The organism is Nonomuraea sp. NPDC005650, from assembly GCF_040605375.1.
GTDB lineage: Bacteria > Actinomycetota > Actinomycetes > Streptosporangiales > Streptosporangiaceae > Nonomuraea.
Window position 1 is genome coordinate 246,550 of the sequence record NZ_JBEXCR010000005.1, and the last position, 25,583, is coordinate 272,132.

The 25,583-nt window shown below is 70.5% G+C and carries 20 protein-coding genes; 13 read left to right on the plus strand and 7 right to left on the minus strand.

Features of this window, described 5'->3' with window-relative positions:
- Positions 1-52: 52 nt before the first annotated feature.
- From ABZS69_RS10925 to ABZS69_RS10975, 11 genes are all read left to right on the plus strand, one after another.
- Positions 53-352 carry a hypothetical protein gene (locus ABZS69_RS10925; protein WP_355369560.1) on the plus strand — a complete coding sequence of 100 codons (300 nt, stop codon included), beginning with the start codon at positions 53-55 and terminating at the stop codon, positions 350-352.
- A 626-nt stretch (positions 353-978) separates the two neighbouring features.
- Complete coding sequence (locus tag ABZS69_RS10930) at positions 979-1,698, plus strand: conjugal transfer protein (protein ID WP_355369562.1); 720 nt, start codon at positions 979-981, stop codon at positions 1,696-1,698.
- An 81-nt stretch (positions 1,699-1,779) separates the two neighbouring features.
- Entirely contained in the window at positions 1,780-2,025 is a 246-nt protein-coding gene (locus tag ABZS69_RS10935) for a hypothetical protein (RefSeq protein WP_355369861.1), read from the plus strand.
- A 55-nt stretch (positions 2,026-2,080) separates the two neighbouring features.
- Positions 2,081-5,437 carry a TcpE family conjugal transfer membrane protein gene (locus tag ABZS69_RS10940; protein WP_355369564.1) on the plus strand — a complete coding sequence of 1,119 codons (3,357 nt, stop codon included), beginning with the start codon at positions 2,081-2,083 and terminating at the stop codon, positions 5,435-5,437.
- A gap of 47 nt (positions 5,438-5,484) precedes the next feature.
- Complete coding sequence (locus tag ABZS69_RS10945; protein ID WP_355369566.1) at positions 5,485-7,962, plus strand: ATP-binding protein; 2,478 nt, start codon at positions 5,485-5,487, stop codon at positions 7,960-7,962.
- A complete protein-coding gene (locus tag ABZS69_RS10950; protein ID WP_355369568.1) occupies positions 7,959-10,250 on the plus strand; it encodes a type IV secretion system protein in 2,292 nt (763 codons plus the stop codon). The genes ABZS69_RS10945 and ABZS69_RS10950 overlap by 4 nt, the downstream gene beginning before the upstream one ends.
- 6 nt (positions 10,251-10,256) lie before the next feature.
- Positions 10,257-10,883: a hypothetical protein gene (locus ABZS69_RS10955; protein WP_355369569.1), complete on the plus strand. Its 627-nt coding sequence runs from the start codon at positions 10,257-10,259 to the stop codon at positions 10,881-10,883.
- Positions 10,884-11,365: 482 nt separating this feature from the next.
- Positions 11,366-11,974, plus strand: a complete 609-nt coding sequence (locus tag ABZS69_RS10960) for a C40 family peptidase (protein WP_355369863.1) — start codon at positions 11,366-11,368, stop codon at positions 11,972-11,974.
- Positions 11,971-12,375: a (deoxy)nucleoside triphosphate pyrophosphohydrolase gene (locus ABZS69_RS10965; protein ID WP_355369571.1), complete on the plus strand. Its 405-nt coding sequence runs from the start codon at positions 11,971-11,973 to the stop codon at positions 12,373-12,375. The genes ABZS69_RS10960 and ABZS69_RS10965 overlap by 4 nt, the downstream gene beginning before the upstream one ends.
- Positions 12,376-12,487: 112 nt before the next feature.
- Positions 12,488-14,035: a hypothetical protein gene (locus tag ABZS69_RS10970; protein ID WP_355369573.1), complete on the plus strand. Its 1,548-nt coding sequence runs from the start codon at positions 12,488-12,490 to the stop codon at positions 14,033-14,035.
- Positions 14,036-14,113: 78 nt separating this feature from the next.
- Positions 14,114-15,403 (plus strand): hypothetical protein, encoded by a 1,290-nt coding sequence (locus ABZS69_RS10975; RefSeq protein ID WP_355369575.1) that lies wholly within the window; start codon positions 14,114-14,116, stop codon positions 15,401-15,403.
- A 54-nt stretch (positions 15,404-15,457) separates the two neighbouring features.
- On the opposite strand, the gene ABZS69_RS10980 is transcribed toward ABZS69_RS10975, so the two are convergent.
- The 7 genes from ABZS69_RS10980 to ABZS69_RS11010 all read right to left on the minus strand — a co-directional run bounded on the left by ABZS69_RS10980 (position 15,458) and on the right by ABZS69_RS11010 (position 22,776).
- Complete coding sequence (locus tag ABZS69_RS10980) at positions 15,458-16,210, minus strand: succinate dehydrogenase/fumarate reductase iron-sulfur subunit (RefSeq protein ID WP_355369577.1); 753 nt, start codon at positions 16,208-16,210, stop codon at positions 15,458-15,460.
- The gene (locus ABZS69_RS10985) at positions 16,207-18,105 is read right to left on the minus strand and encodes a fumarate reductase/succinate dehydrogenase flavoprotein subunit (protein WP_355369579.1); all 1,899 of its coding nucleotides are present in this window, start codon (positions 18,103-18,105) and stop codon (positions 16,207-16,209) included. The genes ABZS69_RS10980 and ABZS69_RS10985 overlap by 4 nt, the downstream gene beginning before the upstream one ends.
- A 12-nt stretch (positions 18,106-18,117) precedes the next feature.
- Positions 18,118-18,903 carry a hypothetical protein gene (locus ABZS69_RS10990; protein WP_355369581.1) on the minus strand — a complete coding sequence of 262 codons (786 nt, stop codon included), beginning with the start codon at positions 18,901-18,903 and terminating at the stop codon, positions 18,118-18,120.
- Between the two features lie 193 nt (positions 18,904-19,096).
- On the minus strand, positions 19,097-19,546 hold the full coding sequence (locus tag ABZS69_RS10995; protein WP_355369582.1) for a response regulator: 450 nt from the start codon (positions 19,544-19,546) through the stop codon (positions 19,097-19,099).
- A complete protein-coding gene (locus tag ABZS69_RS11000; RefSeq protein WP_355369584.1) occupies positions 19,539-20,684 on the minus strand; it encodes an ATP-binding protein in 1,146 nt (381 codons plus the stop codon). The genes ABZS69_RS10995 and ABZS69_RS11000 overlap by 8 nt, the downstream gene beginning before the upstream one ends.
- Positions 20,681-21,814, minus strand: a complete 1,134-nt coding sequence (locus ABZS69_RS11005; protein WP_355369586.1) for a fused response regulator/phosphatase — start codon at positions 21,812-21,814, stop codon at positions 20,681-20,683. Before ABZS69_RS11005 ends, ABZS69_RS11000 begins: the two co-directional genes overlap by 4 nt.
- A gap of 32 nt (positions 21,815-21,846) precedes the next feature.
- Positions 21,847-22,776, minus strand: coding sequence for a LysR substrate-binding domain-containing protein (locus tag ABZS69_RS11010; RefSeq protein WP_355369588.1), 930 nt, complete (start codon positions 22,774-22,776; stop codon positions 21,847-21,849).
- 135 nt (positions 22,777-22,911) lie between these two features.
- Between ABZS69_RS11010 and ABZS69_RS11015 the strand changes: the two genes are divergently transcribed.
- Together ABZS69_RS11015 and ABZS69_RS11020 are read left to right on the plus strand one after the other, a co-directional pair.
- Entirely contained in the window at positions 22,912-23,661 is a 750-nt protein-coding gene (locus ABZS69_RS11015) for a succinate dehydrogenase cytochrome b subunit (protein WP_355369590.1), read from the plus strand.
- On the plus strand, positions 23,661-25,583 hold the full coding sequence (locus ABZS69_RS11020; RefSeq protein ID WP_355369592.1) for a fumarate reductase/succinate dehydrogenase flavoprotein subunit: 1,923 nt from the start codon (positions 23,661-23,663) through the stop codon (positions 25,581-25,583). Before ABZS69_RS11015 ends, ABZS69_RS11020 begins: the two co-directional genes overlap by 1 nt.

Below are 25,583 nucleotides of genomic sequence, written 5' to 3' on the forward strand. Positions count from 1 at the left end.
GCCCCCGCGCGTCGAATCGTCACGGCGTTCACGCTGACTCGGGAGGCCCTCAATGATCCGTCGCATCATCCGGAAACGACGTCCTGCACCCACGCTCGCGGGCATCAGCCTCGAGGAGGAGCTCGCCCTGATCAGGGTCGAGCTCATGTACGGCCTGCGCGTCAACCGCGAGGCGTACCTGCGCAGGAAGGTCGACGAGCGCAACGAGATGGTGACGCGCATCCGCGAGCGGGACGCCGCCGACATGCTGGCGGATCTGCGCGGCTCCCTGGAGCGGGCGGTGCAGCCGACGGTTGTGGACCTGCACAGCAGGCGTCAGCCGCGGCCCAGCCAGGACCCGGAGCCCGCCTGACGGCCCTGGCTCCGCTCCGCGAGCCATACCAACCAAATCCGCAGGTAGCGAGTGTCCATGCCCGGTTGGACAGGAATCCGTGGCCGTCGGGCTATGCCATTTTAGGTATCTGGCCTGGTCAAAAGCTGATTCCACCGGGAAGTCTCAGGAATCGGCAATGACGCCTGCCATCCGCCCCGGTTTGCCGTCAGGACGGTCATGCCGCAGCATGGGCGTGGCTTTCCTGGAACAATGGCGGAGACCGGATAGGGTGACTACTTCACCGCGGATGATGGGGATCGGCAACGGACGACACCGCGCCAGCCGGGGGGATCGGCGCGAGCGGAGGCGTGATGGCTCGTAGGTCTACCGTCCAGCACGATCCTCGGATCGCTGGCGACCCCGGGCTTTCCGCGCGCCTGGACACGGCTGACTTCGACGCGCCGCCGCCTCGGCGGCCGCGGCGTGGCTGGCCGGGTGGCGGCGGGCGATGGCTGGTATGGACCGGTCGTGTCATTCTTTGGGCACTTATCATCGTTGTCGTGGTTAATGGGGTTCGTGCCCCATTTGAGCGATTTACTCAACAAACGGCAGCGACGCCCAATGGTGTCGCGCCAGCTCATCACGGTTTTCCCGCCGATCGGGGCATGGCTTTCGCCGCCCAGTTCGCCGGGGTCTATCTCAATTTCAGCCCGGACGACGCGGCGAGCAGGTCGCGTAAGCTGGCCGCTTTCCTGGCCGAGGGCATGGATCCGCAAATGGGCTGGGACGGCTACGGCAAGTTCGCGGCCGTGGCCATCCAGCCGTACGACCTCGACGCGAGCGACGCCCACAACGCCCTGGTCAGCGTGGCCTTCCAGTCAGGCCCGCGCAGGTTGATGCTGTCGGTCCCGCTCTACTACTCGGGCGACGAGTCCGGCAGCAGGTTCGCCGTCGTCGGCCGGCCCGCGGTCCTGCCCGCCCCGGCCCCGGCCGACGTGCCGCAGGTGGCCGCGCCGGAGACCGACGAGGCCACCGCGAGCGAGCTCAAAGAGCAACTGAAGGGCTTCTTCACCGACTACGCCTCCGGCGACGCCGCCGGGCTGCAGCGTTACGTCGCCGCGGGCCGGACCCTGCCGAGCTTCGGCGGCACGTTCACGTTCAGGGAGCTGAAGAAGGTCGTGGTGCCTGTGGGGGGTGCCACCCGAGAGATCCAGGCGGTCGTGGTGTGGGTCGTGCCGAACAGCGAGACGCCCGCCACCCCCGACACCACCGATGCCGCGGCTGTGGGCGGCACGCTGGAGATGGCCTACCGGCTGACCGTCGAGAAGCAGGGCGACAAGTGGTTCGTCGCCGACATCCGCGGCGCCGGCCGGGTTGTTGGATAGAGGCACGGCCACGCCGCTCATCGGTACCCCCCGGGAGGACAAGAAGTGACCTTGAAGACCGTACTGCTCCACTTGATCGAGATGACGCCCACGCCCCCGGCCACCGGTCCCGACACCGGGGGCCTGGCCGACTTCCTGCGCGGGTTCTTCGCCCCGTTGTTCCTTGTCGTCGTCTCCGTGGTCGCGCTCTTCTTCCTCTTCACCCGCGAGATCACACGTTTCGTACAGTTCCTGATACTGGCTGTGGCCATTGGCGTGATCTTCTACGTTCCCAACATCATTGAGGTGACGGCGAAGGCAATCGCGGGCGCACTGGGCATCAAGTAAGGGTTGAGACCGCTCCGCGGCGGTCATGTACGAGCGGGTGGAGAGGAGGACCGGCGTGGACCTGCCCACATATACGAACATCTGGCGGATCGAGAAGCGGCTCTACAAGCTGTACGACCTACGGCTGCCGATGCCGCTCCCGATCGTCTGGATCGGCGTTTTCGTCGGGGTGTTCGTTCCGTGGTCGCTCCTGCTGGTCCTGGTGGGCGTGCCCGTGGAGATGCCGTGGCACGTGCTCTACCTCGTGCCGCCCGGGATCGTGACGTGGCTGTCCACCCGTCCCGTCATCGAGGGCAAGCGGCTCACCGAGCTCCTGGAGTCCCAGCTCCGCTACCTGGGCCAGCCCAAGGCGTGGTACCGCCTCGCGCCCACGTCGGAGTCCGAGACGATCACGTTCTCCGGGCGCGTCTGGCGCACCACCCCCGCGCGGGCCAAGTCGAAGGCGCCCCGCAAGGCCCGCCAGCCGCAGCGTCGGCGCGAGGGCCAGCGGATCTCCGGGCCCCGCCAGGTCCGCCCCGCCGTCGCGGCCGCTGCCGCCGCCGCTTCCCAGGCTCCCGTGGCGGAGCCGACCACCGGCCGCTGGGGCACCCGCCGCGGCACCGCGCCCGCCCTCAAGGCCCGGGCACGCGAGACGGCGCCGCCTTCGGCACCGAGGGCCGGGGCCGGTGCGCCGCGGCGCGAGAAGGCCCTTCCAGGCGGCCCTGGACGCCGTCAGGACGCTCTGCCGCCCGGCGTTCACGAGAGCGCCGAGCCTCCCGCCCTGGAGCACCCGGAGTGGGGAGAGGCCGCCGCCGCTCTGGCCGACGCCGGGGCTCAGGAGCCCGCCGCCGAGACGCGGGTCCGCGAAGCCGCCGCCGGGCGCCAGGAGGTTGCGGGCCGGGCCCAGGAGGTTGTGGGCCGGGCCGGAGACGTACAAGGGCTCGGTCACGGATCGCGCGAGGACGCGCGGGCCGAGCGTGAGACGGCCGGGCCGGCGCGCGAGACGGCCGGGCCGGTTCGTGAGGCGGAGGGCCACAAGCCCGCCGCGGGCAAGCCCATCGACACCGAGGCGCTGCGGCGGCTGCGCCGGCTCGCGGCGAGCGCCGACGCGCCCGCCGAATCCTCATCCTCGGGACGTCCTGAGGGGGAGCGGCAGGAACCCGAAGAGGAGCGGCGCGAGGACGAGGTCGCGCGGGACCAGCACAGGAAGGGGCAGCCGCCCCGGCTGGGCGCCGCGCCGGTGCTGTCCGGGCCGCAGCGCGTCTGGCCGCCGCTCAACCCCGACGCCAAGCCCCTGCCCCGCCCATCCACCGCCCGCCCCGGAACGCACTCCGCCGAGGTCGCGGGCGCGCATGGTGTGGACGCGGCGGGCGACGGGCGTAAGGGCGATGTACCGGAGACGGTTGGCGAAGTCGCCGAGATGCGCGACAACGCGGATGCGCCGAGTGCCCCGGGCATGGAGTCGAAGGGCGATGCGCCTGCCCAGGGGATGGGGCCGAAGGGCGATACGCCGCAGTCGGTCGGTGAGGCCGTGGATGCGCCGGGTGGCGTGGACGCGCCGGGTGCGGTGCACGGCGGGTCGAAGGGCCGCACGCTGCAGCTGGTCGGCGAGGTCGGCGAGGACGCCGAAGGACGTGACGGCGACGGCGTAGATGCGCCCGGCGACGTGGAAGCGCCAGTCGCGGCGCACGACGAATCGCATGACGAGCCGCACGGCGAGCCAGCGCACGGTGAGCCGGAGCGCGGCGTCTCGCAGCGAGCCGCCGACGCGTCCGGCAACACAGAAGCGCCCGGTGGCGCTGACGTGCCCGGCACCGCAGAAGCGCCCGGCACTGCCGACGTGCCCGGAAACGCAGAAGCTATCGGCACCGCAGAAGCGCCTGGCAGCGTTGATGTGCCCGGCGGCGTTGACGTGCCCGGCACCGCAGAAGCGCCTGACACTGCCGATGTGCTTGGCAGCGTTGACGTGTCCAGCGGCGCTGATGTGCCCGGTGGCGTCGATGCGCAGGAGCCTGGTGCGGTTGATGATCGGCCCGAGCGCTTCGTGGCACGGCGACCCGCCGCTAAGGGCGATGCGCCGGTTGCGCCTCTGCCCGGGAAGCGCGGCGACCGGGGCTCGTCCCTGCCCGGCACGCGTGGCGACCAGGTTGCGCAGTTCCCCGGCACGCGCGGTGATCGGGGTGCGCCCTTGCCCGGTGCGCGCGGCGGCCAGGGTGCGGCTGTGCCCGACGCACGTGGTCCGGCGGCCGGTGACCGGCGCATTGCGGCGGCGGGCGCCGGTGGCCCTCAGAGCACGGCGGCAGGCGCTGGTGATGGCCGGGGCGCGGCGGCGGGTGCCGGTGACGGTCGGACTGCGGCGGCGAGTGCGGGTGACGGTCGGACCGCGGCTGAGGGTGATGGCCGGGGTGCGGTTCAGGAGCGGGGTGGTGACTTTGTCGCTCCCGTGCCCGTCCCGCGTCCGGGTGAAGGACGGGTGCGGCGGGTCGAGTCGGTGGTGGGGCGTGACTCCGGGGGGTGGCGGAGGATCGCGCAGGTGGTCGTCGGCGGCGGCGGGGTCCGGACGGACGGGTCCGAGGTCGACGAGGCCAGGGCCAGGGGCGTGTTCGGCGGCAGCCGCAGGATCGTGGTCCTGGGCTGCACCGGCGGCGCCGGTCAGAGCACGACGGCGCTCATGCTGGGCCACACCTTCGCCAGATACCGCGACGACAGGGTCGTGGCCGTCGACGCCAACACCGGCGGCGGCACCCTGACGAGCAAGATCCAGCCGGAGACGCCAGAAACCCTCACCTCGCTGCTGTCCGGGCTCGACCGCGTCAGCGGGTATCTCACGATGCGTGGTTACACCACGAGGACCGCCTCCGGGCTGGAGGTGATCAGCGCGGACACCGACGCGGGCGCCGAGCAGCGGCTGGCGGACCGGTCGTTCTTCTCCGACCACCGGCTGGGCGAGTCCATGCGCCTGCTGGACCGCCACTACAAGCTCGCCGTCATCGACCCGGCCGCCGCGCTGGCGGCCAGGCTGCTGCCGTACGCGGACCAGCTCGTCCTGGTGGTCCCCGCGAGCGAGGAGGCGTCCGAGGCGGTGGCGATGACGTACGAGTGGCTCGACGGGCACGGCTGCGCGGAGCTGCGCAGGCGTGCGGTCATGGTGGTCAACGGCGTGAGCAGGCGTTCGATGGCCGACGTCGAGCAGGCGGAGTCGGTGGCCAGGGGCAGGTGCCGGGCCATCGTCAGGGTCCCCTGGGAGGACGGCCTGGCGCCCGAGGGCGTGGAGGTCGTCGACCCGGGGCAGTTGCGCGCGGCCGGCAAGCGGGCCTACCTCGCTCTGGCCGGCGTCGTGATCGCGGGCTTCGCGGCACAGGCACAGACCGTCCGACCGAGCGAGGAGGAGTGGGCGAGTGACCCCCCGGGCACGAGAATCGGTGAGCGATAAGTGAACAAGCGAGCAGGTCTGGCCCGTTCATGCGCCGAGGGGGCGGCATGAGCAGGGCGGCACGAGCGCACCAGCGCCTTGGGGTCCGTTATTTCGACGACCGCATCCTGCTCACGGACACCTGCGCATGGGCGTACTTCCGCCTTCCGACGGTCAGCTACGAGTTCGTCACACCAGACGAACGCGAGGCGCTGGCCACCAACATCACCATCGCGCTGGCCGCGATCAGGATGCCCGATGCCGAGGTCCACCTGAGGGTCGCGCACCGCACGTACCCCGCCGCGGAGTGGGCGATGGCGCTCAACGCCACGTCCGACGAGGGGTCCGGCTGGCGCGACTACCTGGAGGAGATGTACCGGCACGTCTGGGCGAAGGACTTCTGGTCCAAGGAGGTCTACCTCGGCGTACGGCTCGGCCCGCGCGGCAAGCAGCTCGGCGCCGGCGTGCTGTCCCAGCTGTTCGGCTTCTACCAGAAGACCGAGAAGGCGCTCGGCATGGAGGACGACCACGTCCCCGACAGCGAGATCGGGCGCTGGACCGAGCAGGCCGAACGCCTCGGCAGAGCGCTCGCGTCGAGCGCCCTCTACGCCAGGCACGCCACGTCCGTGGAGGTGGCCTGGCTGTTCCAGCACGCGGCCTCGGGCGCGCTCGGCGATCCGCCGCCGTCGGCCAGTCCGAAGCGGCGCTGGGGCAAGGGCGAGATCGAGTCGCTGGTCGAGGGGGAGATCCACAACGGCAGGTCGCTGCTGCGCATCGTGCAGCCGCAGGGCGACTCGTACGTGGCCTACCTGTCGTTCGCGAGGTTCCCCGACCTCATGCCGTTCCCGGACGGCGAGCCGTGGATGCACTTCGCGGACCAGTTGGCGTTCCCCGTGGAGATCTCGTCGCGGATGCGGCTGATCCCGCCGGTCAAGGCGTCCAAGGACGTCGCGCGCAAGCTCGCGCACGCCCGCGACATGGACCACCACATCCGCGAGGCCGGCGCGGAGGCGCCGCTGGCGCTGGCCGAGCAGATCGACGCGGCCCGCATGCTGGAGCACGGCATCACGAAGGAGCGCCTGCCCTTCGTGTACGGCTGGCACCGCCTGATCGTGTCGGCCCCCACCGAGGACATGTGCGTGCAGCGCGTCGAGGCGGTCGTCGAGCACTACCGCGACATGGGCATCGACGTGGTCAACTCGACGGGCGACCAGTTCTCGCTGTTCTGCGAGACGCTGCCGGGCGAGAAGGTACGCGTCAACGCCTACGCGCAGCGCCAGCCGCTGCGCACCATCGCGGGCGGCATGGCCACCGCCACCGTCGATCTCGGCGACCGGCTGGGCGACGGCACCGAGGGCTGGCGCGGCCCGTACATCGGCGAGACCGTCGGCAGGGCCCGCAGCATCGTGCACTTCGACCCGCTGGTGGCGGCCACCCGCAACCGGCCGACCGCGATCGCGATCACCGGCGAGCCCGGCGGCGGCAAGACCACGCTCGCGCTGCTGATGATCTACCAGATGGCGCTCAGGGGCGTGACGGTCGCGGTGATCGACCCGAAGGGCGACGCCGAGTCGCTCGTGCGCCTGCTGGAGAAGCGGGGCCGCAAGGCCCGCATCATCCCTCTGGGGTCGGCGGCGCCGGGGCTGCTCGACCCGTTCTCGTTCGGCGACGACATCGCGGCGAAGAAGACCATGGCCACCGAGACGCTGCGGCTGCTGCTGCCCCGCATGTCGGAGGAGCGCGAGTCGGCGATGATCCAGGCGGTGGCCGCGGTCTCCAACGCGCCCGACCCGTCGCTCGGCAAGGTCGTCGAGTTCCTGGAGCAGGCCGAGGACCCCGCGTCGAAGAACCTGGGCGCGGTGCTGCGCTCCATGTCGGAGATGCACCTGGCCAGGCTCTGCTTCGACGCCTCGGGCGGCGACCAGATCGACAGCGAGGGGTGGACGACCGTGTTCACGCTGGGCGGGCTGACGCTGCCCGACGTGGCCACGACCAGGGACGACTACTCCTACGAGCAGCGCCTGTCGGTGGCGCTGCTCTACCTGGTCTCCCAGTTCGCGCGCAGGCTGATGAACGGCCTCGACCGGCGCGCCCCCAAGGCGATCTTCCTGGACGAGGCGTGGGCGATCACCTCCACGCCCGAGGGCGCCAAGCTGGTGCCCGAGGTCAGCCGGATGGGCCGCTCCCGCAACACCGCTCTCGTGCTGGTCTCGCAGAACGCGGGCGACCTGCTCAACGAGCAGGTGACGAACTGCCTGTCGTCGGTCTTCGCGTTCAGGTCCACCGAACGGGTGGAGGTGGACCACGTCCTGTCCCTGCTCGGGGTGGAGCAGTCGGAAGAGCACAAGGCCGTGCTGCGCTCGCTCGGCAACGGCGAATGCATTTTCCGTGATCTGGATGGCAGGGCGGGGCGGATCGGAGTAGACCTCATCTCGGAGGAACTTCTCCGTTGGCTCGACACGAACCCGACGCACGACAAACCCGACGGCAGCGGGCATGATGATCTTCAGGGGGGCGTGGGCAGGGCGCAGGAGGTACGGTCATGAAGATCAGGCTGTCTCGACGGCTCGCACTGGCGTTCGCGCTCGTCACGAGCATTCTCGTGGTCCCGATCGTGGTGGGCGGGCTGTCGGCCCCGGCCGCCGCGGCACCCTGTGACCTGTCGGGCCCGCTCAACCCGGAGATGGTCGGCGGCGGCACCGACGGCCTGATCCAGGCCCCGGCTCCCCCGGGCGGGCCGCAGACGCCGACCACCAACTACAGCCAGTTCGGCATGAGCGGCCAGTTCTGGCACACCCATGACCTGGGCTGCTCCGAGTACGTGGCCGTGCTCGGCAACATGTGGGCCAACGGCATCTTCACCGCGGCCAAGGCCATCGACCGGCTGACGATCACCACGTACCAGGCGGCGGCGACGGAAGGGCCGCTCCAGGCGATCAAGGACGTCGTCGACGACATCGTCACGAACCTCTCCAAGGCCATGTACTGGCCCTTCCTGCAGCCGGTCGTCATCCTCGGCGCCATCTGGCTGGCCTGGTACGGGCTGATCCGCAAGCGCGCCACCACGACCGCCGAGGGCGTGATCTGGATGGTGCTGGCCGTCACCGTGGCGGTCTGGTTCCTCAGCCGTCCCGGCGACTTCACGGGCCTGGGCAAGGTCGTCACCGACAAGACCGGCGAGGTCGTCAACTCGGCCTTCTCCGGCCTGCCCGGCGCGGGCGGGGCGTCCTGCCTGCCGCCGCCCGGCGGGGGCGAGGCCAAGGTCCAGGCCGGCGGCTACGCCCAGAGCGGCACGCCGGGCGTCGACCAGAACGCCGACGCGCTGTGGTCCACGCTGGTCTGCAAGCCGTGGCTGGTGGGCCTGTTCGGCACCGCCGACCCGCAGCAGCCGATCGTGCGCGACTGGGGCCGCAAGGTGCTGGAGATGCAGTCGGTCCCGCGGGCCGTGGCCGGCCAGCCGGCGCCCGACGTGGGCGCCCGCCAGTCGGAGTACGCCTCGCTGGCCGACAAGCTCAAGAACGACCCCGTCTACACCGTCTTCTCCGGCCGTGACTGGTCCAACCGGCTCGGCGTGGCCGTCGGCGCGTTCATCGCGGCCATAGTGGCGGGGCTGCTCATCTTCCTGGTGGCGGTCTCGCTGCTGGTGCTGAAGGTGGGCTTCCTGCTGCTGCTGATCCTCGGGCCGGTGTTCCTGCTGATCGGCGTCCATCCGGGCAGCGGCCGGATCGTGGCCATGCGCTGGGTGGAGATGCTCATCGGCACGCTGCTCAGACAGGCCGTGCTCACGCTGGTGCTCAGCGTCCTCGTGTACGGCTATGCCCTGATCATCTCCACGGCCATGCCCTGGGGCCTGCAGGTGCTGTTCATGGCCCTGCTGACGATCGCGGTGTTCTTCTACCGCAGGCCGTTCCAGCACCTGTTCGCCTCGATGAACGGCCACACGGTCGCCACCCGCATGCTGGGCGAGGCGGCGAGCTCGTCGGTCCTCGAACGGTCCGCGGGCGCGCTGCCGCCGGTCGCCTCGGCCCGGATCGGCCGCTGGGGGCTGCGCAAGGCCGAGCCGCTCATCAGGGCGGCCGGCGTGGCCGGCGCGGCGGGCGCCGCGGCCTCGGCGGCGGCCACCGCGGGGCAGGCCCGGGTACGCGCCGAGGAGGGCGAAGGCGTTCCCTCGGGCACCAGGGTCCCGGCCACGGCGGCGCCGCTGGACACCGACGCGCAGGGCGGCAAGGCGGCCGCCAGGGTGCCGTTGGAGCCTCGCAGGGGCACCGCCCCACCGCTCAACCTGGGCACGCCCACCCGCTCCCGCGGTCCCGCGGCAGGCGGCCCCCGGACGGCCGGCGCGGCCGGCTCCGGTGGCACGGCCTCCGGCGGCTCCGGTGGTTCCTCCGGCGGCGGCTCGGCGGGCGGCTGGTTCGGCGGCCGGTCCGGCGGCGGCTGGGCCTCCCGTGGCGGTTCGTCGGGGTCGCGCGGTTCGCGGTTCGGCGGCTCGGGCGGGTCCCGGTCGGGCGGCACCCGTTCGCGCGGTGGCGGCGGCGGGCTGTTCGGCGGCGGCTCGGGCGGGAACTCGGGCGGCGGGTCGCGCAGTGGTTCGGGCGGCGGTTCTGGTGGCGGCTCGGGTGGCAGCCTGTTCGGCGGCGGTTCGAGGGCCAACGGCGGCGCCCGGTCGAGCGGCGGCTCGGGAGGCCCCAGGATCTTCGGCTCGGACGAGCCCTCGCCGCGCACCTCCGAGGCCCCGCCCCTCTGGCTGCGCGGCAGCCGCAACGGCGGCGGCTCCGGCGGCGACAGCCCGGATGTGCCGTTCTGGCTCAAGCCGAGCAGCCCGGACAAGGACTGAGCAAACATGGTGCAGCGAGGTGACAGGCGAGGGGTGGCCTTCGCCGCCGTCGTCGTGGTCATCGCCGCGGTCGGCATCTACCTGACCATGTGGCCCGACTCGCAGGACCGGGCCGAGCCCAGGCAGGAGCCGACCGGGGTCGTCAGCGCGCCGGCCCCGGCGAACACGCCGCTGGCGACCGCGAGCGCCGCGCCGTTCGACGTCTACTCGTACCTGCCGATGAGGAAGGAGCAGCTCGCCGCGACGGCGGACCTGGCCGAGCGGTTCACCGCCGCGTACGGCACCTTCAGGTACGACGAGGACCCGGCGGCGTACGCGGCCCGCGTGAAGGCGTACACGACGGCCGAGCTCGGCAACGAGCTGACCAGGACCATGACCTCGGCGGGCACCATCGAGCAGAACCGCAACGACCAGACCGTCTCCACGGCCACGGCCAGGCTGAAGGAGATCAGGCAGATCGAGAAGAGCTCCATCATCTTCGTGGTCGCCTCGGCGAGGCAGGTCACCGCCAAGAGCGGTAACCAGACGACTCAGGAGGAGTACGCGGTCACGGTGACCCAGTCGGGAGCCGACTGGCGGATCTTCGACATCCGGCCCGCCGCGGAAGGCCAGGAGGGGGACATCTCGGGGTGAAGCTCTCACGCACCCGGCTCGCCCTGCTGATCGGCGCCGCCGGCGTGCTGCTCCTGGTGGCGGTCATCGTGTCGCCGATGCTGCTGATCTCGATGCCGTCGTTCCTCAGCGACGGCGGCATCTCTCCCGACTGCAACGACAGCAAGCAGGTGGAGGAGGTGTCCGACTCGGCGACGTCGGACATCCCGGCCGAATACCTGGAGTTCTACAAGGAGTACGGCAAGAAGATCGGCGTCCAGTGGAACATCCTGGCCGCCGTGGGCAAGCGCGAGACCGACCACGGCCGCTCCAACCTTCCCGGGGTCAAGAGCGGCACGAACTACGCGGGCGCGGCCGGGCCGATGCAGTTCCTGATCTCCACGTGGGGCGGCAAGGCCAGGGTGGCGATGTCGTCGAAGTTCACCGGGTACGCCTCCGACGGCGACGGCGACGGCGTGGGCGACGTCTACAACCCGGCCGACGCGATCCTGGGCGCCGCGCGGATGCTCAAGCGCAACGGCGCCCCCGAGAACGTGCGCCAGGCGCTGTTCGTCTACAACCGGGCCTGGTGGTACGTGGACCAGGTCGAGGCGATCGCCAGGAAGTACGCCAAGTCCGGCGACGTCAAGGTGCCGCCGCAGGCTTCGGGGGAATGCGACGACTCGCTGGTGGAGGCCGCGCCGAGCGACATCGTGGCCAAGATTTTGGAATACGCGCTGGCGCAGCGCGGCAAGCCGTATCTGTGGGGTGGGACGGGGCCCGACGCGTTCGACTGCTCGGGTGTCATCTTCTCCGCATATCGGGAGGCGGGGCTGACGATCCCGCGTACGACGTTCGGGCAGTGGCCGTTCGGCGTGAAGGTTTTAGACGGCCAGGAACAGCCGGGTGACCTGGTGTTCTTCAACGCCGGTCCGGGCACGTCCGCCGACAATCCCGGGCACGTCGGGCTGGTTGTGTCGAAGGGCAAGATGCTGGAGGCCCGCTGCCGGCTGTGCGGGCCGATCAAGGTCACCAGCTACCAGGCGCGGGACAACCGCCTCGGCTTCACCCGCCCCCTGCAGAACCCCGACGTACTGGAGCAGCTGAAGAAGCTGCAGAATCCTTCCCTGTGAATGATTTCGACACGGTCGTGGTGGCCGCGGTGATCGTCGCCCCGGGCGCCCGGGTGCTGGCCGCCCAGCGCGCGGAGCCTCCGGCGCTCGCGGGCGGCTGGGAGTTCCCCGGCGGGAAGGTGGACCCCGGCGAGAGCGAGACCGCGGCGCTCGTCCGCGAGTGCCGCGAGGAGCTCGGCGTGGAGGTCACGGTGGGTGAGCAGGTGGGCGGTGACTGGGCGCTCTCCGAGGGGTACGTGCTGCGCGTGTGGCTGTGCTCGGTGGCCTCGGGCGTACCGGAGGCCCGCGAGCACCTGGAACTGCGGTGGCTGGGGCCCGGCGAGTACTACTCGGTTGAGTGGCTCGGGGGTGATCTGCCCGTTATGAAGACTGTGGAAAATCTGCTCCTTTCGCGGGATTAAGTGCTCCCCCTCTGTGACAGAATGATTACTGCGAGTGACATCTGTCGTATTGGGGGAGTTGGGCGTCATGCGGCGTGGCTGGATCATTGCGGGGGCACTGATCCTGGCGGCTGTGCCCTCCGTACCCTTGGCGGCCTCTCGGGTGTCGCTGGTGCTGGAGCGGGTGAGCACGCCAGGGACGTGGATCAGGACGGGTGACGTCCAGCGGTTCCGGGTGCGGCTGAACGGGATGGCCGACGGGGTCAAGGTGGCGGTGGCGGCCAGCCCGGCGTCGGCGCTGACGGAGGTGACCTGCGACTCGGCGGTTCTGGACGTGTCCTCTGATAGCGCGTCCTCCGGTACCTCGTCCTCTACTTCCACGACCTCCGTGACCGTGCCCGCGGTCGGGACGGGCCTGGGGGTCGCCAAGGGCGGGGTTCGGGCGACGCGGGCCCTGGCGGCGCAGGCGTTGAGCGTCACGGGCGGTTCGAGGCTGACGAGCACGGTCCCGCCCGGGGCGCGGGTGTGCGAGCTGGGGGACATCGACGGTGAGCTGGCCGTGGACGTGACGCTCACCACGCCGTCGGGGACGAAGCAGGTGGTGCTCGCGGCGGTGGCCGGGATGCGGGCCGGCCCGGGGGATCCGCTCACGACCAAGACCAAGGTCGCCGCCATGCGCGTCATGGACGAGGACGCGGGCTTCAGTGGCCCGGCGGTCCGCGTGAGCCCGGCGGAGCCGGGGCCCGCCGATCCCGGCTCTCCTTCCGGAGCCGCTCCCGCCGGGGCGGGGGAGCTCGCCCAGCCGCAGGAGCCCGCCGGGCAGTTGCCTTCCGGGGCCTGGACGAAGGGGCGGGCCGACGTCGAGGGGCTCACCGGGGCGCGTGCCAAGCGCCGGCTGCTCGCCGAGGCAGGCGCGATACCCGAGGCCCTGGGACAGCGGCCCGGGGGCGTGCAGCGGCGTGGGGTGGCCGGAGGGGCGGGGCGCCGGGTGAAGACCGGGATCGCCGAGATCGGTGGCCTCGCGGCGCCTCAGAGCGTCCCCCGGCCCCAAGCTGCGCCAGGGCTGTCTCAGCTGCCTCAGGGCGTGCCCGGGCAGCCTCAGGCCGTACCGCAGGTACCCCAGGTGCCCCAGGGTCTGCTGCTGCCTCCTCAGGGCGCGCCGCAGGTGCCCCAGGCCGTACCGCAGGCGCCTCAGGCCGCGCCGCAGCTGCCGGAAGTCGTTCCGCAGCAGGCGCCGGGCGCCCCGCCCGCGCTGGTCCTGCCCGGCGCGTCACCGCCGCTGCTCGGCGGCGGGTCCGGCATCGCAGGCGGGCCCGGTATCGCGGGTGGGCCTGGTATCGCGGGCGGGTCCGGTATCCCCGGTGGGCTTGGTATCCCGGGCGGGCCCGGCATCGCGGGAGGGTCCGGCATCGCCGGCGGGTTCGGCGTCCCGGGCGCGCCCGGCGTGGCGCCGCCGCAGGTCGCTCAGGAGGAGGCCGGGCAGTCCGCGCACGGTGCCGAGGGCGTGGTGCCGCTGCCGTGGAACGTCGCCGCGGCGCGCAAGCACACCCGCCCTGTCGCCTGGGTGAGCCCGCTGGACGGACCGAAGGGTCTGCCGCTGGCCGCAGGGGGCATCGGAGTCCTGCTGGGAGCCCTGTGGTTGATTGGCACGGTGCAAAGACGCCGAAAAAGCAAAACGTAGGTTAATTCGGGCTTTACTGTTACTTTGACCCGACTAGTATTCCCTTGACCAAGGTTCCGGGATACGCGGAGGGCACCGGTGGCACGCACGCGAGCGACGGCCACGGCTGCCGTCGTCCTGGCGCTGGGTCTGGCCGGCGCCGGAGCGACGCCGTTCATCGTACAGAGCGCGAGCGCGTCCGTGTCGGCGTACGACCCGATCGAACCCTGTGACGCCGCCGAGCTGTGCGACACCACGCCGCAGACCACCGTGACGGTCACCGAGACGGCGGGCACGCCGGAGCCCGAGGATCCGGAGACGACGGTCACCAGGACCGTCACCTCGTCTCCGACGAAGGCCAGCAAGACCCCGAAGCCGACGAAGAGCACGACGCCTCCGGCGACCACCAGCGCCCCGCCGCAGGAGGACAACCCCCAGCCGCTGCCCGTCCCGAGCTCGACCCCCACGCAGAGCAACACCCCCGAGACGTCCATCGACATCCCGGAGGTCGCCTCCTCCGATCCGGCCACGCCGCCGTCGGCGGCGGTGCAGCCGACCGACACGCAGCCCGCCTCCTCCGAGGAGGTGCCGCTGGAGCTGCGTAACGCGGCGCCGGAGTTCGACCAGAAGTCGCTGACGCAGAAGCTCAGCATCCCGGCGCTGGTGCTGGTCCTGCTCGCGCTCTTCGCCGTGCTGATCTTCGAGGGACGGCTGCGCAGGATGGCCCACGCGGCGGCCGTGCGGAAGGCCGGACCGCCGATGGGCCGGCCGGACATGCCCGCGCCGCCGGGTGGCGGTTACCCCGCGGGGCCCGGTTACTACGGCACGGCGGCCTTCCCCGCGCCGGGCTATCCGGGCGGCACGGCGTACGCGCCGATCATCAGCTTCGTCCCGGTGCAGACGTATCCGAGCGGCCCGGTGCCCGGCTACGAGGAGCCGCCCGCGTACCCGCCCCAGGGTTACGCGCAGGAGACCCCGCCGGCGCCGGAGCCCGTGGTGCTGCACCCGGACGAGTTCGACTCCTACAACCACGAGCCGCCAGAGCCCAAGGAGTTCCGCGACCCGTTCGAGCCGGTGGTCCCGGCGGCCCCGCCGTCGCAGGACATCCCGCCGGGCGGCGGCGACCCGTACGACGTCCCCGGCCAGGAGCGCCCGCTCGGCCCGGCCTCGGCGTCGGAGTCCGGCGACTCGGAGCCGTGGCAGGGCGGCACCTCGCTGTTCGACCCGCCGCCCAGGAACCAGGAGCAGCAGGACTACGACCCGCCGCCCTACCTGGCGCCGGACTCGGAGGCGACCCTCGTCCAGCCGCTGCCGCCGGAGCCCGAGCAGCCGGAGGCGACCAAGGAGATGCCGGACCCCAAGCGCAGGCGCTGGGGCCGCAAGAAGTAGCCGGGCAACGAAATGAGGGGGGCTGGAGATCCAGCCCCCCTCATTCGCGTGTGCCTACTTGGCGCGCCTGAAGATCTTGTTGCCGAGCCACACCAGCGGGTCGTACTTGCGGTCCGCCACGCGCTCCTTCATCGGGATGAGCGCGTTGTCGGTGATCTTGATGTGTTCGGGGCAGACCTCGGTGCAGCACTTGGTGATGTTGCAGTAGCCGAGCCCGTGCTGGTCCTGCGCCGCCTCCTGGCGGTCGGCCACGTCGTACGGGTGCATGTCCAGCTCCGCGATCCGCATGAGGAACCGGGGGCCGGAGAAGTTGGCCTTGTTCTCCTCGTGGTCACGGATGACGTGGCAGACGTTGTTGCACATGAAGCACTCGATGCACTTGCGGAACTCCTGGGACCGCTCGACATCGACCTGCTGCATCCGGTACTCGCCGGGCCGGACGCCGGCCGGAGGCGTGAAGGACGGGACCTCCCGCGCCTTCTGGTAGTTGAACGAGACGTCCGTGACCAGGTCCTTGATGACCGGGAAGGTCCGCATCGGCGTGACCGTGATGGTCTCGTCCTCCTCGAACGTGGACATCCGGGTCATGCAGCCCAGCCGCGGCTTGCCGTTGATCTCCATGCTGCACGAGCCGCACTTGCCTGCCTTGCAGTTCCAGCGCACCGCCAGGTCGGGCGCCTGCGTGGCCTGCAGCCGGTGGATGATGTCGAGGACGACCTCGCCCTCGTTCACCTCGACGGTGAAGTCCTCGAGCTTGCCCTCGCCGCCCTCACCGCGCCAGACCTTGAACTTCGCCTTGTAACTCATTTCGAAATCCCGTCGAACTCGGCAATCTCTTCCTCGGTGAGGTACTTCTTCAGCTCGTCCCGGTCGAACAGGGTGATCAGGTCGTCGCGCATGGACGGCTGGAGCTTCTCCTCGACCTTGACCGTGGAGCCGTCCTCGGTGGAGCAGACGAGCAGCTTGCGGCGCCAGTCCGGGTTCATCCCGGGGAAGTCGTCGCGGGTGTGCCCGCCGCGGCTCTCCTCGCGCAGCAGCGCGGCGCGCGCCACGCACTGCGAGACCAGCACCATGTTGCGCAGGTCGATCGAGAGGTGCCAGCCGGGGTTGTAGATGCGGGACCCCGCCGCGCCGACCAGCTGCGCGCGCTCCTTGAGCTTCTCCACGCCCTGGAGCGCCTCGGAGACCTCCTCGGCCTTGCGGATGATGCCGACCAGTTCGTTCATCGTCCGCTGGAGCTCGTGGTGGACCTCGTACGGGTTCTCGCCGTCGCGCCCCAGCGGCGCGATCGCCTCCTCGCGGGCCTCCTCCACGAGCTCGGGCAGGACCTGGGGACGCGCCTCCAGCGAGTCGATGTACGCCGCCGCGCCCGCGCCCGCCCGGCGCCCGAACACCAGCAGGTCGGACAGCGAGTTGCCGCCCAGCCGGTTGGAGCCGTGCATGCCGCCGGACACCTCGCCCGCGGCGAAGAGCCCGGGCACGGCCGCCGCGGCGGTGTCGGCGTCCACCTCGACGCCGCCCATGATGTAGTGGCAGGTCGGGCCCACCTGCATGGGCTCGGCGGTGATGTCGACGTCGGCCAGCTCCTTGAACTGGTGGTGCATCGACGGCAGCCGCTTCTTGATCTCCTCGGCAGGGAGCCGGGTGGAGACGTCGAGGAACACGCCGCCCTGGGGCGAGCCGCGACCGGCCTTCACCTCGGCGTTGATCGCGCGGGCCACCTCGTCACGCGGCAGCAGCTCCGGCGGGCGCCGGTTGTTGGCCTGGTCGGTGTACCAGCGGTCGCCCTCCTCCTCCGTGGTCGCGTACTTGTCCTTGAACACGTCAGGGATGTAGTCGAACATGAACCGCTTGCCCTCGGAGTTGCGCAGCACGCCGCCGTCACCGCGGACGGACTCGGTGACGAGGATGCCGCGCACGGAGGGCGGCCAGACCATCCCGGTGGGGTGGAACTGGATGAACTCCATGTTGATCAGGTTCGCGCCGGCGAGCAGGGCAAGGGCGTGGCCGTCGCCGGTGTACTCCCAGGAGTTGGACGTGACGACGTACGACTTGCCGATGCCGCCCGTGGCCAGGACCACGGTCGGGGCGTCGAAGAGCACGAAGTTCCCGGTCTCGCGCCAGTAGCCGAACGCGCCCGAGATCCGGTCGCCGTCCTTGAGCAGCCGCGTGATCGTGCACTCGGCGAAGACCTTGATGTAGGCCTCGTAGTCGCCGTGCGTCTCGTAGTCCTCCTGCTGGAGGGCGACGACGCGCTGCTGCAGGGTGCGGATCAGCTCCAGGCCGGTACGGTCGCCCACGTGTGCGAGCCGCGGGTACTCGTGCCCGCCGAAGTTCCGCTGACTGATCTTGCCGTCCTTGGTGCGGTCGAACAGCGCGCCCCAGGCCTCCAGCTCCCAGACGCGGTCGGGCGCCTCCTTGGCGTGCAGCTCGGCCATCCGCCAGTTGTTGAGGAACTTGCCGCCGCGCATGGTGTCACGGAAGTGCACCTGCCAGTTGTCGGCCGGGTTGACGTTGCCCATCGCGGCGGCGGCGCCGCCCTCGGCCATGACGGTGTGCGCCTTGCCGAACAGCGACTTGCACACGATCGCCGTCTTCTTGCCCTGCTGACGGGCCTCGATCGCGGCCCGCAGGCCGGCGCCGCCCGCGCCGATGACGACGACGTCGTATTCGTGACGCTCTGTGTTAGTCGAGTTATCCACTGAGGCTGGTCCTTACGCGTACGGGAAGGCGATGATGCCCTTGGCCACCAGGCGGACGTAGAGGTCGGCGCCCATGACGGAGAACATCGAGGCCCACGCGAGGGGTTGGTGCTTGGCGTTGAGCTTGGACACGAACGTCCAGGCCCGGTAGCGCAGCGGGTGACGAGAGAAGTGGTTGAGCCTGCCCGCCGTGATGTGCCTGCAGGAGTGGCACGACAGCGTGTAGGCGTTGATCAGGACGGCGTTGGCGACCAGGATCCAGGTGCCCAGGCCGATCGGCTTGTGGACGAGCGCCAGGACGGCGTCGTAGGCCAGGATGAGGCCGATCACGATGGCCGCGTAGAAGAAGTACCGGTGGATGTTCTGCAGGATCAGCGGGAAACGCCGCTCACCGGTGTACTTGCCGTGCGGCTCCTGAACGGCGCACGCCGGAGGCGAGAGCCAGAAGGAGCGATAGTAGGACTTGCGGTAGTAGTAGCAGGTAAGCCGGAAACCGCCCGGCAGGCCGAGGATCAGCAGCCCCGGCGGGAGTGCGTACCAGTCGCCGAACGGAGCCCAGCCGAACAGCCGGGCCCCCTCGGGACATGAGGTCGCCAGACATGGCGACGAGAACGGCGCAATGTAGGGATCGACGAAATAGCTGTTGTCGATGATCGCCCACACGCCGTAGACAAGAAACGAGCTGAGCCCGAGAAACGTCAGCAGCGGGACCAGCCACCATCTGTCGGTGCGCAGGGTGCGCACCTTGACTTGCGCTCGCTGCCTTCTGACCGGTGCTTCGGGCGTCGTCTGGGTCATCGCGGACCTCTCCACCTCCCGCGGACCCGTCGCGCAGGGGGTCCGTGGTTTTCGTATTCGCTGGGCGCGCGGCGGCGACCGACCGCTCAGGCGCGCGTTGGTGGGGGATACGTTACGACGACAGCATGGAATTTTGTGAGCAGGGTCACTCACAATTTCGATGACTAGCTGTGATTCCTGTCACGTCCGCCCGTCAGGGTCGATGCCCTTGGGCGGGCAACTTAACCACGGTCACGAAAAAATCATCTATCTGCCGGACAACTCGGATAAATTGTTCAAAATCCACCGGTTTGGACACATAGGCGTTGGCATGTAGCCGGTAACTGTGCAGGATGTCCTCCTCCGCCTCGGAGGTCGTCAGGATCACCACCGGGATCGTCCGCAACCCGGCGTCGGCCTTGACCTCGGCCAGCACCTCCATGCCGCTCATCCGGGGCAGGTTGAGGTCGAGCAGGATGAGGTCGGGGCGCGGCGCGTCGGAGTAGCCGTCCTCGTTGCGCAGGTACGCCATCGCCTGCTCGCCGTCGTTGACCACGTTGAGGCGGTTTCGCACCTTGTTGAAGTCGAAGGCCTCCCTGGTGAGCAGGATGTCACCCTGGTCGTCCTCCACCAGGAGCACCTCGATGGGGCGCCCGTCATTCATCGTCGTCTCCCGCGGCCGGCAGCGTCCAGCGGAACGTCGCGCCCTGGCCCTCGGCACCGCCGTCGAGCCAGAGCTGTCCGCCGTGATACTCGACGATCTTGCGGCATAGTGCCAGCCCGATGCCAGTACCCGGATACACGTCGCGGGCGTGGAGTCGCTGGAAGATCAGGAAGATGCGGTCGGCGTACTTGGCCTCGACCCCGATGCCGTTGTCGGAGCAGCTGAACTCCCACATGCCGCCGGACCTGGTGGCCCCGATGTGGACGCGCGGGGGCTCCTCGGAGCGGAACTTGACGGCGTTCTCGATCAGGTTCTGGAACAGCTGGGTGAGCTGCAGCCGGTTGGCCTTGACCTTGGGCAGCTCGTCCCTGGTGACCGTGGCCTCGGTGTCCTCGATCGTGGCCGACAGGTTCTCCAGCGCCGTGTCGAGCGCCTTGCCCGCGTCGACCGGGGTCCGCTCGCCGGTCACCCGGCCGACCCTGGAGAAGTCGAGCAGGTCGTTGATCAGCAGCTGCATGCGCTTGGCGCCGTCGACGGCGTAGTGGATGTACTGCTTGGCCCGGTCGTCGAGCTGGGGGCCGTAGCGCTGCTCCAGCATCTGCGTGAAGCTGGCGACCTTGCGCAGCGGCTCCTGCAGGTCGTGGCTGGCCACGTACGCGAACTGCTCCAGCTCCCCGTTCGACCTGCGCAGCTCCTCGGCCTGGTCGTCGGCCGTGCGCCAGGCCGCCACGATGCGGGCGCGCATGGAGTCGACGTGGCTGGACAGCTCGGCCAGCTCCGCCGGCCTGTCGACGTGCAGGGTGTGGTCGAAGTCGCCGGCGGCCACCGTTCGGACCTGCTGGGCGAGCTGGTCGATGGGCTTCAGCACGACGTAGCGGATGACGAAGGCCAGCGCCACGCCGAACGCGAGCATCACCGCGAAGAGCACGATCAGCGCCAGGTTGAGCCGGTCGAGCTGCTCCTCCACGGCGGGCGTCCGCGCCAGCGAGCGGGCCCGCGCGCCGATCATCATCGCGACCACGATCCCGGCCAGGAGCACGACGCCGGCCACCGCGCCCATGACCAGGAACCACCGGGCCACAGGCAGTTTGCCCAGCCCCGTCGGCTCCTTGGCGGGAGGCAGCGGGTTGATGCTCATCGTCTCCTCCTCCGGACCAGGACCGCGGCGAGGTCGTCGCTCAGCGTGCCGACGTGGGCGATGAGCCGGTCGAGGTCGATGGCGCCGTGCTCGCGTACGAGATCGAGCAGGCCGTCCACGCCGAGCAGCTCCTCGCCCTCGCTCACCGAGGCCTCGATCAGGCCGTCGGTGTAGAGCATCATGGACCACTCCTCGCCCAGGGGTACGTCGATCACCGACCACTCCGCGTCCGCGAAGATCCCGAGCGGCGGCCCGGAGGGCGTGCCGTCGACCACCTGGACGGCGCCGTCGCGCACCAGCACCGGCGGTGGGTGCCCGACCACGCGCATCCTGGCGTGCCGCAGGTCGGGGGCGATCGTGGCCGTGCAGAGGGTGGTGAAGATCTCGGGGGCCTTGCGCTCGGCCCGCAGCACGGCGTCGAGCGTACGCAGCAGCGTGTCGTCCGTCTGGCCGGCCAGCACCAGCGTGCGCCAGGCGATGCGCAGCGCCACGCCGAGCGCGGCCTCGTCGGGGCCGTGCCCGCACACGTCGCCGATCACGAGGTGGACCGCGCCGTCCGGCGTCTGCACGGTGTCGAAGAAGTCGCCGGCCAGCGTGCCGCCGCTGCCCGGCAGGTAGCGGGTGACGTGCTCGATCGCCTCGGTGCGCAGCAGGGGGCCGGGGAGCAGGGCGCTCTGGAGCCGGGAGTTCTCCTTGGCCGTCAGCTCCGCCTGCACGAGCCTGAGCTGGGCCAGGTCGGCCCGCTTGCGCTCCATCGCGTACCTGATCGCCCTGGCCAGCAGCCGCGCGTCGATGTCGCCCTTGATCAGGTAGTCCTGCGCGCCGGCCTGGACGGCGGCCACGCCCACGTGCCCGTCCCTGAGCCCGGTGAGCACCAGCACGGCGGCGTGCGGCGCGAGCGCCAGCACCTCCTCCAGGGCTTCCAGGCGGCTCGCGTCGGGCAGCGAGAGATCGACCAGCACGCACTGGATCTGGGGCGTCAGCTTGGCCTTGGCCTCCCGCAGGCTGCGCGCCCAGAAGATCTTCGGAGGCGCGTCGGCCTCCTTGAGCAGCTCTTCCACGAGGAAGGCGTCACCGTCGTCGTCCTCGATGAGGAGCAGCGTCAGCGTCTCCGAAAGATGTGCCGTCAAAAACGCCTCACCGGGGAGTCGGGCCGTCCAGATCATTCTGCGATGAGATCCACCCCTTGCGGAAGCGTGCCTTCATGACCGGCCTCCACGACGAACGACAGCAGGGTCTCCCTGAACGCCTGGGCGGCCCTGGTCGGCTCGACGTCCTTGCGCTGGGCCAGCGCGATCGTACGGCTGAGCCCCGGCGGCGCGAGCGGAATGCCGGACAGCCCCGGGCGCCCGTCGAGCACCATCGAGGGCACCACCGCCACACCCAGCCCCGCCTCCACGAACCGCAGCACGGCGTCCATCTCGCCGCCCTGCACCGCGAACCTGGGCTCGAACCCGGCCTGCCGGCACGCCGCCAGCGTGGCCTCCCGGAGGTCGTAGCCGCGCCGGAACATCACCATCTGACGCCGGCGCAGGGCCTCGATCTCCATGTACGGGCCCTTCGGCCGCTCGTGGGAGGGGGCGGCCACCACCAGGTTCTCCCGCAGGATCTCCTCGGTCACCAGCGAGGGGTCGTCGCTCTGCAGCGGCAGGATGATCAGCGACAGGTCGAGCTGCCCCCGCGCGAGCGCCCTGACGAGGTCGCGCGAGCCGCTCTCCTCCACCAGCAGCTCGATCCCGGGGTACGCGCGGTGGAACCGGGCCAGCGCGTCGGCCAGCAGCCCCGCGCACAGCGACGGCGTGGCGCCCAGCCGCACCCGGCCCCGGCGGAGCCCGGCGAGCTGGGCCACCTCCTGCCGCGCGGTGTCGGCGTCGGCGAGGATCCGGCGGGCGAGCGGCAGCAGCGCCTCACCGGCCGGCGTCAGCGTGACGTTGCCCCGGGCCCGGGAGAACAGCGGGGCGCCCAGATCGGCCTCCAGGGCCTTGATCTGCTTGCTGAGCGACGGCTGCGCGACCCTCATGCGTTCGGCCGCCTGGGTGAAGTGCCTGGTCTCCGCGACCTCCACGAAGTACGCGAGCTGTTGCAACTGCATGTGATTTTCCTCGCACCGACCGGCGTCATTCCTGAGGGGGCGACCGTACAAACCAAGCATCATAGCCGGTGGCTATCGAAACCAGATCCGTCATGACTTGGACGGATCATGGCTGGATACCTAGCTTTTGAAGATGTGACTGCCACGATAGAGCGCGGCGCAGCCACCGCGCCCGTACCCGCCCGCAAGAACGCCCCATCGAGCAGGGGCCCCGGCGGGTTCCTGCGCTCGTCGAACGGCAAGAAAGCCGTCATGGCCGTCACGGGGGCCGTGATGGTGCTCTTCCTCCTCCTCCACATGCTGGGCAACCTCAAGATCTTCCTGGGCAGGGACTCGTTCAACGAGTACGCCCACGCGCTGCGTACGCTCCTGGAGCCGATCGCGCCCTATCGGACGGTGCTGACCCTGCTCGAGGTCGTCCTCGTCGCGTCGGTCGTCCTGCACATGTGGGCCGCGATCTCGCTGGCCCGTCGCGCCCGCCACGCCAGGCCGGTCAAGTACGTCGCCAAGAAGTCACAGGCCAACGGCTACGCGACGCACATCATGCGGTTCGGCGGCCTCACGATCCTGCTCTTCCTCGTCTGGCACCTGCTGGACCTGACCTTCGGCGTCGTGAACCCCAAGGGCTTCGACTCCGCGCCCGCCGACCGGATGATCGCCGGCTTCGACGCGTCCCGGTGGTGGGTGACCCTGATCTACGTGGTCGCCGTCGTCATGGTCGGCCTGCACCTGCGGCACGGCATCTGGAGCGCCTTCCAGACCCTCGGCTGGGCCAACCGCACGCGGAACAAGGCTCTCCGGCCGGTCGCCGGGCTGGTGTCCGCCGTGCTGGTCATCGGGTTCCTGGCGCCGCCGCTCGCGATCACCTTCGGAGTTGTGAAGTAATGAAATATACGGAAGGCCCCGAGATTCGGGACACCAAGGCTCCGTCCGGGCCCGTCGAGGAGCGGTGGGAGAAGCGGAAGTTCAGCGCGAAGCTGGTCAACCCCGCCAACAAGCGCAAGCTCAACGTGATCGTGGTCGGCACCGGCCTGGCGGGCGGCTCGGCCGCGGCGACGCTGGGCGAGCTGGGCTACAACGTCAAGTCGTTCTGCTACCAGGACACGCCGCGCCGCGCCCACTCCATCGCCGCGCAGGGCGGGATCAACGCCGCCAAGAACTACCGCGGCGACGGCGACAGCATCTACCGGCTCTTCTACGACACGGTGAAGGGCGGCGACTTCCGCGCCCGCGAGTCGAACGTCTACCGCCTGGCCCAGGTCTCGGTGAACATCATCGACCAGGCCGTGGCCCAGGGCGTCCCCTTCGCCCGCGAGTACGGCGGCCTCCTCGACACCCGCTCCTTCGGCGGCGCCCAGGTCTCCCGTACGTTCTACGCCCGCGGCCAGACGGGCCAGCAGCTCCTGCTGGGCGCGTACCAGGCGCTGGAGCGGCAGATCGCGGCCGGGACCGTGACCATGCACACCCGGCACGAGATGCTCGACGTGATCGTCTCCGACGGGCGGGCGCGCGGCGTCATCGTGCGCGACATGGTGACCGGCGAGATCGAGCGCCACCTCGCCGACGCCGTGGTGCTGGCCACGGGCGGCTACGGGAACGTGTTCTTCCTGTCCACGAACGCCAAGGGCTGCAACACGACGGCGATCTGGCGGGCGCACGAGCGCGGCGCGTACTTCGCCAACCCCTGCTACACGCAGATCCACCCGACCTGCATCCCCGTCTCCGGCGAGTACCAGTCGAAGCTGACGCTGATGTCGGAGTCGCTGCGCAACGACGGCCGCGTCTGGGTGCCGCTGCGCAAGAACGACACCCGCGCCCCCGGGGACATCCCGGACGAGGAGCGCGACTACTACCTGGAGCGGATCTACCCCGCCTTCGGCAACCTGGTCCCGCGCGACATCGCCTCCCGCGCCGCCAAGAACGTCTGCGACGAGGGCCGCGGCGTCGGCCCCGGCGGTCTGGGCGTCTACCTGGACTTCCGCGACGCCATCGGGCGTCTCGGGCGCGACGCCGTGGAGAAGAAGTACGGCAACCTCTTCGAGATGTACGAGCGCATCACCGGCGAGAACCCGTACGACGTGCCGATGCGCATCTACCCGGCCGTCCACTACACGATGGGCGGGCTGTGGGTGGACTACGACCTGCAGTCCACGATCCCGGGCCTGTTCGTCGTCGGCGAGGCCAACTTCTCCGACCACGGCGCGAACCGCCTCGGCGCCTCGGCGCTCATGCAGGGCCTGGCCGACGGCTACTTCGTCCTCCCGACCACCCTCGGCGACTACCTGGCCGCCGGGCCGTTCGGCGACGTGGACGAGGAGGCCGTGGCGGAGGCCGAGATCAGGGTCCGGAGCAAGATCGACCGGCTCCTGGCCGTGAACGGCACCCGTACCCCCGACTCCTTCCACCGCGAGCTGGGCAAGCTCATGTGGGACTACTGCGGCATGGAGCGCACCGAGGAGTCGCTGCGCAAGGCGCTGGAGCGCATCCCCGAGCTCCGAGAGGAGTTCTGGCAGAACGTCAAGGTGAGCGGCACGGCGGAGGAGCTGAACCAGGTCCTGGAGAAGGCCGGCCGCGTCGCCGACTTCTTCGACCTGGCCGAGCTCATGTGCCTGGACGCCCTCGTCCGCACGGAGTCCTGCGGCGGCCACTTCCGCGCCGAGTCCCAGGACGCCGACGGCGAGGCGCTGCGCGACGACGAGCACTTCGCGCACGTCTCGGCCTGGGAGTCCACGCCCGACGGGCCGGTGCTGCACAAGGAAGCGCTCGAGTACGAGTACGTCAAGATGACCCAGCGGAGCTACAAGTGA

Coding starts and splice junctions, on each gene's coding strand:
- ABZS69_RS10955 (WP_355369569.1), top strand. CDS start 10,257: ATGGTGCAGCGAGGTGACAGGCGAGGGGTGGCCTTCGCCGCCGTCGTC.
- ABZS69_RS10995 (WP_355369582.1), bottom strand. CDS start 19,546: ATGAATGACGGGCGCCCCATCGAGGTGCTCCTGGTGGAGGACGACCAG.
- ABZS69_RS11000 (WP_355369584.1), bottom strand. CDS start 20,684: ATGAGCATCAACCCGCTGCCTCCCGCCAAGGAGCCGACGGGGCTGGGC.
- ABZS69_RS10925 (WP_355369560.1), top strand. CDS start 53: ATGATCCGTCGCATCATCCGGAAACGACGTCCTGCACCCACGCTCGCG.
- ABZS69_RS10930 (WP_355369562.1), top strand. CDS start 979: ATGGCTTTCGCCGCCCAGTTCGCCGGGGTCTATCTCAATTTCAGCCCG.
- ABZS69_RS10960 (WP_355369863.1), top strand. CDS start 11,366: ATGCTCAAGCGCAACGGCGCCCCCGAGAACGTGCGCCAGGCGCTGTTC.
- ABZS69_RS10980 (WP_355369577.1), bottom strand. CDS start 16,210: ATGAGTTACAAGGCGAAGTTCAAGGTCTGGCGCGGTGAGGGCGGCGAG.
- ABZS69_RS10935 (WP_355369861.1), top strand. CDS start 1,780: ATGACGCCCACGCCCCCGGCCACCGGTCCCGACACCGGGGGCCTGGCC.
- ABZS69_RS10945 (WP_355369566.1), top strand. CDS start 5,485: ATGAGCAGGGCGGCACGAGCGCACCAGCGCCTTGGGGTCCGTTATTTC.
- ABZS69_RS11020 (WP_355369592.1), top strand. CDS start 23,661: ATGAAATATACGGAAGGCCCCGAGATTCGGGACACCAAGGCTCCGTCC.
- ABZS69_RS11010 (WP_355369588.1), bottom strand. CDS start 22,776: ATGCAGTTGCAACAGCTCGCGTACTTCGTGGAGGTCGCGGAGACCAGG.
- ABZS69_RS10990 (WP_355369581.1), bottom strand. CDS start 18,903: ATGACCCAGACGACGCCCGAAGCACCGGTCAGAAGGCAGCGAGCGCAA.
- ABZS69_RS10950 (WP_355369568.1), top strand. CDS start 7,959: ATGAAGATCAGGCTGTCTCGACGGCTCGCACTGGCGTTCGCGCTCGTC.